The sequence below is a fragment of the Curtobacterium sp. MCBD17_013 genome (assembly GCF_003234565.1).
In the GTDB taxonomy this organism is placed as follows: domain Bacteria; phylum Actinomycetota; class Actinomycetes; order Actinomycetales; family Microbacteriaceae; genus Curtobacterium.
Window position 1 is genome coordinate 463,101 of sequence record NZ_QKTU01000001.1, and the last position, 12,574, is coordinate 475,674.

Consider the following 12,574-nt stretch of genomic DNA (forward strand, 5'->3'; position numbering starts at 1 on the left):
GCACCGTCCCTCCCGTCCGTCCAGGTCACCATCTGCGCGACGAGCCCCGCGCCGCCAGCAACCAGACCGTTCTGCGGTGGCGCGAATACACTGAGCGTTCGCCCACGAAAGGAGCGTCCGTGAGCCTGTTGTCCGGCATCCGGTCGCCACGCGACCTGAAGCGTCTGTCCGACACCCAGATGGTCGAGCTCGCAGCGGAGATCCGCACGTTCCTCGTGGCCGAGGTGGCGAAGACGGGCGGGCACCTCGGGCCGAACCTCGGCGTGGTGGAACTCACCCTCGCCATGCACCGGGTGTTCGACTCCCCGCACGACCCCATGGTGTTCGACACCGGGCACCAGTCGTACGTCCACAAGCTCATCACGGGGCGACAGGACTTCAGCGGCCTGCGGACACAGGGCGGTCTCGCCGGGTACCCGCAGCGGTCCGAGTCCGAGCACGACATCGTCGAGTCCTCGCACGCGTCGTCGTCGCTGTCGTGGGCGGACGGCATCTCGCGGGGGTTCCAGCTCACCGGGCAGAGTGATCGCACCGTCGTGGCCGTGGTCGGTGACGGCGCGCTCACCGGCGGCATGACGTGGGAGGCCCTCAACAACATCTCGGACGACAACGACCGCCGTCTCGTCATCGTCGTCAACGACAACGGCCGCTCCTACGCGCCGACGATCGGCGGCATGGCGCGGTTCCTCAACCAGGTGCGGACGCGGCGTGAGTACCGCGAGATGTACGAGCGCACCCAACGCTTCGCGAGCCACTTCGGGCATCCCGGACGTGCCGTGTACCGGGGACTCCGGGGCGGCATGCACGGGTTCCTGTCGCGGTTCACGAACAACGAGGCGCTGTACTCGAACCTCGACATCAAGTACATCGGACCGGTCGACGGCCACGACGAGCGCGCGCTCGAAGCCGCGTTCCGGCAGGCGAAGGACTACGGGACGCCGGTCATCGTGCACGCGATCACGGAGAAGGGGCACGGCTTCGAGCCCGCGCTCCGCGACGTCGCCGACCAGTTCCACGCCGTCGGGCACATCGACCCCGAGACGGGCGAGTCGCTCGAGAGCGCGAGCGCCGGACCCGCCTGGACGGACGTGTTCGCGGAGGCACTCGCGCAGGCCGGCGACGACGACGAGCGCATCGTCGCGATCACCGCGGCGATGCTCCGGCCGACGGGACTGCACCGGTTCCAGGAGCGGCACCCGGAGCGCGTGTACGACGTGGGGATCGCCGAGCAGCACGCCGTCACCACGGCAGCGGGGCTCGCGTTCGGCGGACTGCACCCGGTCGTGGCGCTCTACGCGACGTTCGTGAACCGCGCGTTCGACCAGGTCCTCATGGACGTCGCCCTGCACCGCGCCGGCGTGACCTTCGTGCTCGACCGCGCCGGCGTCACCGGTCCGGACGGACCGAGCCACCACGGTATGTGGGACCTCGCGACCCTGCAGGTCGTCCCGGGCATCCGCATCGCTGCGCCCCGTGACGCCAGCACCCTCCGCGAGGAGTTCCGCGAGGCCGTCGCCGTCGACGACGCCCCGACCGTCGTGCGGTTCCCGAAGGGCGCGGTGGGGCCGGACATCCCCGCGGTGCACCGCCTCGCGGACGGCGTGGACGTGCTCCGGTCGGCGTCGGACTCGTCGGACGCCGAGGACGTCCTCATCGTCGCGGTCGGGGCGATGGCACCGATCGCGCTCGACGTCGCCGCGCTCCTCGAAGCGCAGGGCATCGGCGCCACGGTGGTCGACCCGCGATGGGTCGTGCCCATCGCGACCTCGCTCGTCGACCTCGCGCGCGACCACCGGCTCGTCATCACGCTCGAGGACGGCGTCCGCGTCGGGGGCATCGGGACGCGCCTGCGGCAGGACCTCCGCGCGGCCGGGGTCGACACCGCGGTGAACGAGCTCGGGCTGCCCGACGCGTTCATCGACCACGCGTCGCGGTCCCAGATCCTCGAGCAGGTCGGACTGTCGGCACAGGCGATCGCGCGCGACGTGATCGACCAGGTCGTGGGCACGAAGCTGCCGAAGGCGAAGCCCGCCCCCGCTCGCGAGTCGTCGGGCTCGGCGCAGCGCTGACGGCGGCGGGTCCGCGACCGCCGTCGCACCGCCGGGGTGCCGGTCGCACCGGGGCATCCCGGTGTCCGAACGGGATGCTCCGGTGCGACGCGGCCGGAGCGGCGCTCAGCGGGAGGCCGGACCCACGATCCGCGGGTCGTGGAATGTGCCGCCGAACACCCGCTCGGACGCGCCGACCCGGTCGAGGTACGGGCTGATGCCGCCCGAGTGGAACGGGTACCCGGCACCGAGGATCAGCCCGAGGTCGATGTCCTCGACGGCGGAGACGACGCCCTCGTCGAGCATGCGGTGGAGCTCGTCCGCGAGGCCGTCCTCGAAGCGTCGCTGGATCTCCGCCGCGGACGATGGTGTCGCGTCCTTCTTCGCGGGCGCGACGAGTTCCACCGCCGCCCGGTCGTACCCGGTCACGGCGCCCTTCTTGTCGCGCGTCGTGATGGCACCGTGCTCGGCGAGCCGCCGGAGTCCGTCGCCCGACCAGTAGCGGTCGGGGAACGCCTGGTGGTGGGAGTCGAGCACGTGGGCGCCGATGGGCAGACCGACGAGTTCGAGCAGTTCGAACGGCGACATCGGGAGGCCGAGCGGCGCGGCGCCCTCGGCCACGACCTCGAACGGGGTGCCCTGCTCGACGCCGCGCATCGCCTCGCCGAGGACCCGGGCGAGCACACGGTTCACGACGAAGCCGGGGGCGTCCGCCGTGATGATCGCGGTCTTCTTCAGCGTCCTCGCGACGGCGAGTGCGGTCGAGACGGCCTCGTCCGACGTCCGCGGTGCGCGGACCACCTCGACGAGCGGCATGACCGCGACCGGGTTGAAGAAGTGGAAGCCGACGAGGCGGTCCGGGTGCTCGAGCGCGTCGGCCATGGCCTCGACCGAGAGCGACGACGTGTTCGTGGCGAGGATCGCGTCCGGGGCGACGATCTGCTCGACCCGGCGGAGGACGTCCTGTTTGACGCCGAGTTCCTCGAACACGGCCTCGATGACCCAGTCCGCGTCGGCGAACGGCTCGAGGGACACCGTGCCGGAGACGAGGCCCACGATCCGGTTGGCGTCGTCGGGCGAGATCCGTCCCTTGCCGAGCAGCGCGTCGACCTCGCTGCGGATCCGGGCCACCCCGGCATCGACGCGGCCCTGGTCGAGGTCGGTGATGACCACGGGCACACCGAGACGGCGGGCGAACAACAGCGCGAACTGCGACGCCATGAGTCCGGCACCGAGCACGCCGACCTTCGTGATCGTCCGCGGAGCGGCCTCGGGTGCGCCGACCGGACGCTTGGCGCGCTTCTGCACGCGGTCGAACGCGTACATCGACGCGGCGAACTGGTCGCCGCTGATGAGGTCCGCGAGGGCGTCGTCCTCGGCCGCGAACCGGTCGTCGAGGCTGCCGGAACGGGCGGCGGCGACGAGGTCGAGAGCGACCCGGGGCGAGCGCGGCACGGTGCCGATCCGGCCCGCGACCTGCCCTCGGGCGACCTTGACGACCGTGCCCCAGGTGGCCTTGGCGAGGGTGCCCGGCTCGTTCGGGCGCTGCACCGTCACCCGACCGGACAGCACGCCGTCGGCCCAGCGCAGCGCATCGGTGAGGAACATCGCCGAGGGCACGAGCGCATCGCCGATGCCGAGTTCGACGGCGGTGGGCCCGTCCATGAGCCGGTTGTTCTTCAGCGGGTTCTCCACGATGACGCGGAGCGCGCGCTCGGGCCCGATGAGCCGCGGGAGCAGCGTCGCGCCGCCCCAGCCGGGGATGATCCCGAGGAACACCTCGGGCAGCCCGATGCCCTGCGCCGCGGATGAGAACACGCGGTAGGTGCAGTGCAGCGCGACCTCGAGTCCGCCGCCGAGGGCCATCCCGTTGACGAAGGCGAACGACGGCACGCCGAGGTCGCCGAGCCGCCGGAGGGTGTCGTGTCCGAGCCGGGCGAGCGCGTGCGCGGTCTCGCGGTCCGGCACGCGGGAGGCCTGGGAGAGGTCTGCGCCGGCGGCGAGGCAGTACTGCTTGCCCGTGATGGCCGCGGCGCGGATCGTGCCGGCGGCGGCGTCCGCGCGCACCTGGTCGAGCGCCTCGCCGAGCGCCCGGAGCGACCGCGGGCCGAGCGTGTTGGGGCGTTTGTGGTCCTTGCCGTTGTCGAGCGTGATGAGCGCCAGACGGCCTCCGGAGGGCAACGCCACGTGCTTGACGTGGGCGTTCGTGACGACCTCGTCGGCCGCGAGCGCCTCGAGTCGGTCGAGCACGGCCTGGTCCGGTGTCGCGGTGGCGTTCGTGCCGGTCGTGGTCATGTCAGGCCGCCTTCCGTGCCGCGCTGCGCGAGAAGCCCGGGTTCTCCCAGACCACCGTGCCGCCCTGCCCGAGTCCGATGCACATCGTCGTGATCCCGTACCGGACCTCGGGGTGCTCGGCGAACTGGGCGGCGAGCTGGGTCATGAGCCGGACACCGCTCGACGCGAGGGGGTGGCCGACCGCGATGGCCCCGCCCCACGGGTTCACCTTCTCGCTGTCCTCCGGGATGCCGTAGTTGTCGAGGAACGCCAGGACCTGCACGGCGAACGCCTCGTTGATCTCGAACAGCCCGATGTCGTCGATCGACAGCCCGGCCTTCCGGAGCGCCTTGTCCGTCGCCGGGACGGGTCCGACGCCCATGACCTCGGGGTCGACGCCGGCGAACGCGAACGACACCATGCGCATCTTCGTCGGGAGTCCGTGCTGCTTCGCGCCGTCCTCCGAGGCGAGGAGGCTCATGGTGGCGCCGTCATTGAGGCCGGCGGCGTTGCCGGCGGTGACCCGTCCGTGGGGCCGGAACGGTGTCCCCAGCGCGGCCAGGGCCTCCAGGGTGGTGCCGGGCCGCGGCGGTTCGTCGCGGTCGACGACGTCCCAGCCCGATCCGGTCGCGACCGCGACGGGGACGAGGTCCGGCTGGAGCTTCCCGGCCTCCCACGCCGCCTGGTACCGCTGCTGGGAGCGGACGGCGTAGGCGTCGGTGCGGTCCTTCGTGATCGCGGGGAACCGGTCGTGCAGTCGTTCCGCGGTGTTGCCCATGACGAGTGCGTCGCCCGCGACCATGCGCTCGGCGAGGAACCGGGGGTTCGGGTCGACCCCGAAACCCATCGGGTGCCGACCCATGTGCTCGACCCCGCCGGCGATCGCGACGTCAGCGGCGCCGAACGCGATCGCCCCGGCCAGGGTCGTCACGCTCGTCATCGCGCCGGCGCACATCCGGTCGATCGCGTAGCCGGGAACCGACTTCGGGAGGCCCGCGAGCATGCCGACCGTGCGGCCGAGCGTCAGCCCCTGGTCGCCCTGCTGCGTCGTCGCGGCGACCGCGACGTCGTCCACGGCGGCGCCGTCCAGCGACGGGTTCCGGTCGAGCAGGCCACGCATCGCGTGCGTTGCGAGGTCGTCCGCCCGGGTGTTCCAGAACACCCCCTTCTCGCCGGCGCGTCCGAACGGGGTCCGGACACCGTCCACGAAGACGACGTCTGATGCCTTGGTCACATGAGCCTCCTGATCTTCCTCGATCATCGCCGACGCTAGGCCGGGCGCGACCCCGGAGCGAGTCGGTTGGCCGGTTCCTACGAGGCGGACTCGCCGCCCGGCTCGTCGGCCTGTCCGGCTGCCACAAACGCGGCGGCGATGCGGTCCGCGGTCTCCTCGATCTGCCACGGGCGGGCGTCGAGCGCGGCCAGCGCATCGGCGACGGTCTCGGGGGTCACGGGCGAGGGGGGCTCCCACGCGAGCGTCCGGAGGGTGTCCGGAGTGAGCAGGTTCTCGACCGGGAGCGCGAGCTCCTCAGCGCGCGCCACGACCGCGGGTCGCGCCGCCTTGTACCGGCGATCGGCCGCGGGATTGCGGTCCGACCACGCGCGCGGCGGCGGGAGGGACGGCTCACCCGTTCCACGCACCGACGGGAGGTCCGTGGTCGCCCGGCCCTCCTCGACGGCGGCCCACCACCGGTCGAGTTCGCTGCGGCTCGCGCGTCCGGAGAACGTCTTGACGGCACCCAGCTCGCGCTTCGACGACGGGTTCGCGGCCGCGGCGGCGATGATCGCCGAGTCCGGGATCGTGCGCCCGGGCGCGACGTCCGCCGCCTGGGCGTAGGCGTCACGCGCCTGCCAGAGCGCCCGTGCGATCGCGAGGGACCGCTGTCCGCGGAGCGTGTGCAGCCCCGAGAGCCGGCGCCAGGGCTCCGCGCGCGGGGGCTTCGGCACGCGCGTCAGGACCGCCGCGAACTCCTGTTCGGCGATGTGGGCCTTGCCGGACCGTTCGAGGCGCTCGGCCATCTCGTCGCGGAGGTCGACGAGGAGCTCGACGTCGAGGGCCGCGTACACGAGCCACGCCTGGGGGAGCGGACGTGTGGACCAGTCGGCGGCGGAGTGCTCCTTGGCGAGGTGGATCCCGAGGAGCTCCTCGACGACCGCGCCGAGGCCGACGCGGCTGAGCCCCGCGAGCCGCGCTCCGAGCTCGGTGTCGAAGATGCGCCGCGGCACGAGCCCGACCTCGCGAAGGCACGGCAGGTCCTGGCTCGCGGCGTGGAACACCCACTCCTCGTCCCCGATGACCGCTTGGAGGGCGGCGAACGCGTCGGCGTCCTCGGCCCTGATCGCGATCGGATCGAGCAGGAACACCCCGGCACCGCGGCGGTAGACCTGGATCAGGTAGGCGCGCTGGGAGTACCGGTAGCCGCTCGCGCGCTCGGCGTCGACCGCGACCGGACCGTGACCGGCGGCGATGTGCGCGACGGCCTGCCGGTACGCCGCGAGGTCCTCGATGACGCGGACGGTCGCGTGGGAGTCCTCGACGCCGGGGTCCGTTCCGTCGGGCGTCGTGCGCTGGTCAGTCACGGGCGAGCCGCCTCGGGGCGAGGAGGGTGACGCCGTCCGACGACGGTGGGAGTCCGGCGAGCATCGCGACGATGTCCTCCCAGGCCCGCACGTGCGCCGTGAGGTCGTCATCGGTGGGGCTCCACGAGGCACGGAGCTCGAGCTGGGCGCCGTCGCCCTGGGCGCTCAGCTCGCCGTAGCCGCGCGAGATGATCTTGGTCGCCGTGCCGGAGGCGTGGTCGTACGCGGCACCGTGCGCCGCGAGGGCGTCGACGAGCCAGCTCCACGTGACGTCGGCGACGAACTCGTCCACCCCGATCTCGGGCTCGAGGGGCGCCTGGGCGAACGTGACGACGCGGAACGGGCCGTACCAGCCCTCGGGCTCCGCCGGGTCGTACATGGCGATGAACCGACCGGTGCCGAGGTCGGAGTCGACCCCGTGAGCGATCCCCGAGACGTCGGCGGCCAGCGCGAGGGAGTGCGGCGCCACCCGGCTCGGCGACGGGATCTCGGTCACGGTCGTCTCCGACCGGGTCGAGCCCTGGGCCACGAACGCCCGCAGGCGCGCGAACGCCTCGGGTTCCGCGGTCGGTGCAGGGGTATCGGACACCTCTGCAGACTAGGCTCCGGAGCCGGGACCGGGAGGGGCGGCACGCCGTCCGTCGGTCTGCTCGGCAGAGAGGACGCGTGCGATGACCGGAACGGCGTCGTCGGCGCGCCTCGCGAGGAGTGTCCTCACGGTCGGTCTCGGCGTCGGCACGGTCTCCCTCGGACGCACCGTGACCTACGCGGCGACGGCCGCCCGGACCTGCCGCTGCACCCGGCCGAGCATGCCGACCATGCCGCGGATCCGCAGCGGGCTCACGGCCTCGCTGAGTCCGAGCGTCAGCGGGTAGTCCGCCGGCACCGCCAGGACCTCGTCCGAGGTCAGTCCGCTGAGTCCCTGCGCGAGGATCGACGCGAAGCCGCGGGTGGTCGGGGCCTCGCGCGGAGCCGTGGCGTGCATCGTGACCACGCCGTCGTCGACCGTGACGAAGATGAACACGGGGGACTGGCACTCCTCGACGCGCTCGAGCAGGTCCGGGTGCTCGGCGTACTCCTGCGGCAGCGCCGGGAGTTCGTCCGAGAACTCGAGCAGCAGCTGCAGGCGGTCCTGGAGCCCCAGCGCGAGGAAGTCGTCGCGGATCGTGGCGAGCGACGCGGGCAGCGTGTCGGTCATCGGGTCCGTCCCGCCGGGATGTCGCCCGGCTCGGTGCCCGTCGCGATCGGCACGCGCACCGCGCTGCCCCACTCGGTCCACGAGCCGTCGTAGTTCTTGACGTCCTGGATCCCGAGCAGGTGCGTGAGCACGAACCAGGTGTGGCTCGACCGCTCGCCGATGCGGCAGTAGGCGATCACGGCGTCGTCGTCGCCGATGCCCGCACCGTCGCGGTACACGGCGTCCAGCTCGGCTCGAGGACGGAACGTGCCGTCCGGCGCCGCCGCGGTCGCCCACGGGATGTTCGTGGCGGTCGGGATGTGGCCGGCGCGCAGCGCGCCCTCCTCCGGGTAGTCCGGCGCCGTGGTGCGCTCACGCGAGTACTCGGCGGGGCTCCGGACATCGATCAGGGGCTCGCCGAGGTGCGCGAGGACGTCCTCCTTGAAGGCGCGGACGGCGCTGTCCCGCCGCTCGACCACGGGGTACTCGACCGGCGTCACCTCGGTCCGGTCCGTCGTCATGGGGCGACCCTCGGCCACCCACTTCGCCCGCCCGCCGTCGAGCAGACGGACGTCCTCGTGCCCGAAGAGGGTGAAGACCCACAACGCGTACGCGGCCCACCAGTTGTTCTTGTCACCGTGGATGACGACCGTCGTGTCGCGCGCGATCCCCTTGCCGCCGACCAGGCGCGCGAACGCCTCGCCGTCGATGTAGTCGCGCTGCACCGGGTCGTTCAGGTCGGTGTGCCAGTCGATCTTGACGCTGCCGGGGATGTGGCCGGTCTCGTACAGGAGCACGTCCTCGTCGGACTCGACGACGACGAGGTCGTGCTGACCGGGTTCCGCGGCCGTCAGCCGTTCGGCGAGCCACGCGGTCGACACGAGTCGCTCGGGGTGGGCGTACGCGGCGAACTGCTCGGACGGGTCGACCGGGGCGGTCATGGGTACCTCCTGGGCCCCTCGGGGCCGGTTCGGATCGTGCGGGTGGACATCGGACGCGGATAGCATCGACGGGCGGCGCCCGGACAACGCTACGCGTCCGCACCGTCCGTGGTCGATCAACGTGACGACGGGTGACGCTGTTCCCGATCCCTCGACGGAAGGTCCGCCCAGCATGCCGAACGACGCCGTCGGGACCCTGCCGCGTCTGGCGGACCGGGACCCCGTCGTCACGCCGGAGCAGATGGCCGCGGCGCTCGTCCCGCCGCCGCAGTTCGCCGACGCGTCGTTCGCCTCGTACCGACCCGACCCCGACTTCCCGTCGCAGGCCGAGGTCCGCGACGCCGTCGAGCGGTTCGTCGCCGACCGGCCCGTGTCCGCCCGCCGCGGACTGTTCGGCCGTCGGCGTCCCGCACCCGAGCCGACGACGTCGGGCGTGTACCTCGACGGCGGCTTCGGTGTCGGCAAGACCCACCTGCTGGCGGCGGCGTACCACGCGGAGACCGGCCGCCGGACGTTCGGGACGTTCATCGAGTACACGGCACTCGTCGGTGCGCTCGGGTTCCAGGGCACCGTGGACCTCCTCACGGGCACGGCGCTCGTGTGCATCGACGAGTTCGAGCTCGACGACCCGGGCGACACCATGATGATGACCCGGCTGATCCGGGAACTCGCCGAGCGCGGCACCCGCATCGCGGCGACGTCGAACACGCCGCCCGGGGCCCTGGGCGAGGGCCGGTTCGCGGCGCAGGACTTCCTCCGGGAGATCCAGGCGATGGCGGACCGGTTCACCACGCTCCGCATCGACGGGCTCGACTTCCGCCGCCGCTCCATCGACGAGACCGCCGCGACCGTCGACGACGTCGCCGCGGTCCTCCGCGCCCTGCCGGGAGGCCAGGCGCGCGTCACCGAGGACCGGTTCGCCGACCTCGTCGCGCACCTCGGGACGGTGCACCCCTCGCGGTACGTCGCGATGGTCGAGGGGCTCGACGCGGCCGGCCTCGTCGACGTCGTGCCGTTCACCGACCAGACCGACGCGCTCCGGTGGGTCGCGCTCGTGGACCGCCTGTACGACGCCCAGGTGCGGCTCGTGGCGTCCGGCACTCCGCTCGACCAGGTGTTCCCGGAGTCCATGCTCTCGGGTGGGTACCGCAAGAAGTACCTCCGTGCCGCGTCGCGCGTGGTCGCGCTGACGCGCGCCTGAACGCCGCTCCGGCGCGTCGGCTGCGCGTCGGCACCTGTTCGGGGGAGGTCCTCGGCTGCTGTCGAGCGCCGCGCCAGCCTGCCGAAACACAACGTTCACACGGCGGCGCGTCGTGTTACATCCGTGAAACACGCCGTGCTCCGGAGTGAAACCTCTCGTCGCCACACTGGTCCCACCCGAGGCGGGCCCGTCAGACGCGGACAGCGCCGCCGACGCGGTCCACAGCAACAGAGAGGTGAACAGATGCTCAACCAAGGTCAAACGGCCTTCATCTTGATCATGGCGGCGCTGGTGTTGTTCATGACGCCGGGCCTCGCGTTCTTCTACGGCGGCCTGGTCAAGGCGAAGAGCGTCATCAGCATGATGATGATGTCCTTCGGCGCGATCGGTCTCGTGAGCGTCCTGTGGGTGCTGTACGGCTACGCGATCTCGTTCGCGAACACCGGCCCCGGCACCCACGTCGTCGGCAAGGTCGGGTTCTTCAGCATCGACCTCAACCAGCTCGGCCTCGGCCAGGCGTTCGAGCAGTCGCAGGCGTCGACGCTCCACGCCACGTACCCCGACCTCGCCTTCGTCGGGTTCCAGGCCACGTTCGCGATCATCACGGTCGCGCTCATCTCCGGCGCCATCGCCGACCGCGCCAAGTTCGGCGCGTGGATGATCTTCTCCGGCATCTGGGTGACCCTCGTCTACTTCCCGGTCGCCAGCTGGGTGTTCAACCTCAGGTCCGGCATGTTCGCCACGTGGGGTGTCATCGACTTCGCCGGTGGCACGGCGGTCCACATCGACGCCGGTGCCGCGGGCCTCGCCCTCGCGATCGTGCTCGGCCGCCGCGTCGGGTTCGCCAAGGGTGCCCACAAGCCGCACAACCCCCCGTTCGTCCTGCTCGGCGCCGGCATCCTCTGGTTCGGCTGGTTCGGGTTCAACGCCGGGTCCGAGGGCGCCGCGGACGGCATCGCCTCGCTCGCGTGGATCAACACGCTCGCCGCACCCGCCGCCGCCGTGCTCGGCTGGCTCATGATCGAGAAGATCCGCGACGGCAAGGCCACCTCGGTCGGCGCGGCGTCGGGCGCCGTCACCGGTCTCGTCGCGATCACGCCCGCCTGTGCCGCGCTGACGCCCGGCTGGGGCGTCGTCCTCGGGTTCGTCTCGGGCATCATCTGCTGCTTCGCGATCGACTGGAAGTACCGCCTCGGCTTCGACGACTCGCTCGACGTCGTCGGCGTCCACCTGGTCGGCGGCATCGTCGGCACGCTGTGGCTCGGGTTCTTCGCGAACACCACCGGGCTCATCTACTCCGGCTCGTTCGTGCAGCTCGGCAAGCAGGCCACCGCGGCCGGCGTCGTGCTCGTCTACTCGTTCGTCCTCGCCTTCGTCATCGGCTGGATCGTCGAGAAGACCATCGGGTTCCGCGTTCGCGCCGAAGACGAGGTCGCCGGCATCGACACGGCCGTCCACGGCGAGGAGGGCTACGTGCTCTACGAGGAGGCCGACCGCACCCCGGTCTCCGTCCGCTGACCCACGCGACACGCACGACGCCCCCGGCTCCGCGCCGGGGGCGTCGTCGTGTCCGGTGGCAGACTGACGCGGTGACCACGACGACACCGCCCACGCTCGCCAACTTCCGTGAGGTCGGCGGACCCGGGTTCCAGGCCGGGCGGACTCGCACCGTCTACCGCTCGAACACCGAGGACGTGCCGGCCACCGCCTACCCCGTCGTGCTCGAGACGGTCGTGGACCTGCGCCGCGGCGACGAGGTCGCCGCGCTCACGCACCCGCTCCGCGCGGCCGCGGGCTACCGGAACGTACCGCTGTTCGACCCCGCGGTCGGTGAGGAGTCGGCCCCCGACGCCCTCGAGCTCCGCGACCAGTACGTGGACTGGCTCGTGCGGCACCGAGCGACGATGCTTCTCGTGTTCCGCGCCCTGGCCGAGACCGAGGGCGACGTGCTGGTCTGTTGCTCCGCGGGCAAGGACCGCACCGGCGTCGTCAGCGCGTTGCTCGCCCGGCTCTGGGGTGCGGATCTCGACCGCATCGGTGCGGACTACGCCGCGACCGGGGCGGCGCTGGCGGACCGTTTCGCCCGCGAACGCGCCGAGGCTGCCGACGCCGAGCACTTCGACCGCAACGCCCGATCGGAGGCCGCCACGGCCGTCGCGGTCGTCGAGCACGTGGAGGAGCGGTTCCTGTCCGTCCGCGGCTACCTGCGCTGGCTCGGGCTGAGCGACCGCGAGGTCGACCGGCTCTGACCTCGGGTCCCGGCCACCGGCCCCCGGCCCGGGAACCGCGAGATCGCGGACGATGCCGCCCTGTCGTGTGTCAGAGCGGCATCTCGTGCGACCTCGATCGTCCC

Annotated in this window: 10 protein-coding genes; 4 read left to right on the forward strand and 6 right to left on the reverse strand. The window is 72.3% G+C overall.

Annotation, left to right across the window (positions count from 1 at the left end; genetic code table 11):
• Positions 1–119 precede the first annotated feature (119 nt).
• Positions 120–2,069, forward strand: a complete 1,950-nt coding sequence (dxs, locus tag DEI81_RS02005) for a 1-deoxy-D-xylulose-5-phosphate synthase (RefSeq protein ID WP_111008808.1) — start codon at positions 120–122, stop codon at positions 2,067–2,069.
• A 105-nt stretch (positions 2,070–2,174) separates the two neighbouring features.
• Here the strand turns inward: dxs and DEI81_RS02010 are convergent, their stop codons facing one another.
• From DEI81_RS02010 to DEI81_RS02035, 6 genes are all read right to left on the reverse strand, one after another.
• Positions 2,175–4,343, reverse strand: a complete 2,169-nt coding sequence (locus DEI81_RS02010; RefSeq protein ID WP_111008809.1) for a 3-hydroxyacyl-CoA dehydrogenase NAD-binding domain-containing protein — start codon at positions 4,341–4,343, stop codon at positions 2,175–2,177.
• Position 4,344: 1 nt separating this feature from the next.
• Positions 4,345–5,556 (reverse strand): thiolase family protein, encoded by a 1,212-nt coding sequence (locus DEI81_RS02015; protein ID WP_111008810.1) that lies wholly within the window; start codon positions 5,554–5,556, stop codon positions 4,345–4,347.
• A gap of 77 nt (positions 5,557–5,633) precedes the next feature.
• On the reverse strand, positions 5,634–6,902 hold the full coding sequence (locus DEI81_RS02020) for an HRDC domain-containing protein (RefSeq protein WP_375334750.1): 1,269 nt from the start codon (positions 6,900–6,902) through the stop codon (positions 5,634–5,636).
• Entirely contained in the window at positions 6,895–7,491 is a 597-nt protein-coding gene (locus DEI81_RS02025; RefSeq protein WP_146243985.1) for a DUF3000 domain-containing protein, read from the reverse strand. The genes DEI81_RS02020 and DEI81_RS02025 overlap by 8 nt, the downstream gene beginning before the upstream one ends.
• A 174-nt stretch (positions 7,492–7,665) precedes the next feature.
• Positions 7,666–8,100: a SufE family protein gene (locus tag DEI81_RS02030; RefSeq protein WP_111008812.1), complete on the reverse strand. Its 435-nt coding sequence runs from the start codon at positions 8,098–8,100 to the stop codon at positions 7,666–7,668.
• The gene (locus DEI81_RS02035) at positions 8,097–9,020 is read right to left on the reverse strand and encodes a sulfurtransferase (protein ID WP_111008813.1); all 924 of its coding nucleotides are present in this window, start codon (positions 9,018–9,020) and stop codon (positions 8,097–8,099) included. The genes DEI81_RS02030 and DEI81_RS02035 overlap by 4 nt, the downstream gene beginning before the upstream one ends.
• Positions 9,021–9,192: 172 nt before the next feature.
• Here DEI81_RS02035 and zapE point away from each other — a divergent pair, with 172 nt between their 5' ends.
• The 3 genes from zapE to DEI81_RS02050 all read left to right on the forward strand — a co-directional run bounded on the left by zapE (position 9,193) and on the right by DEI81_RS02050 (position 12,470).
• Entirely contained in the window at positions 9,193–10,221 is a 1,029-nt protein-coding gene (gene zapE, locus DEI81_RS02040) for a cell division protein ZapE (protein ID WP_111008814.1), read from the forward strand.
• Between the two features lie 243 nt (positions 10,222–10,464).
• Positions 10,465–11,739, forward strand: a complete 1,275-nt coding sequence (locus DEI81_RS02045; RefSeq protein ID WP_111008815.1) for an ammonium transporter — start codon at positions 10,465–10,467, stop codon at positions 11,737–11,739.
• Between the two features lie 71 nt (positions 11,740–11,810).
• Entirely contained in the window at positions 11,811–12,470 is a 660-nt protein-coding gene (locus DEI81_RS02050; RefSeq protein WP_181435291.1) for a tyrosine-protein phosphatase, read from the forward strand.
• Positions 12,471–12,574 lie beyond the last annotated feature (104 nt).

What these genes read in the sequence shown, in the direction of transcription:
- zapE (WP_111008814.1), top strand. Translation starts at nt 9,193, where the DNA reads ATGCCGAACGACGCCGTCGGGACCCTGCCGCGTCTGGCGGACCGGGAC.
- DEI81_RS02010 (WP_111008809.1), bottom strand. Translation starts at nt 4,343, where the DNA reads ATGACCACGACCGGCACGAACGCCACCGCGACACCGGACCAGGCCGTG.
- DEI81_RS02030 (WP_111008812.1), bottom strand. Translation starts at nt 8,100, where the DNA reads ATGACCGACACGCTGCCCGCGTCGCTCGCCACGATCCGCGACGACTTC.
- DEI81_RS02045 (WP_111008815.1), top strand. Translation starts at nt 10,465, where the DNA reads ATGCTCAACCAAGGTCAAACGGCCTTCATCTTGATCATGGCGGCGCTG.
- DEI81_RS02035 (WP_111008813.1), bottom strand. Translation starts at nt 9,020, where the DNA reads ATGACCGCCCCGGTCGACCCGTCCGAGCAGTTCGCCGCGTACGCCCAC.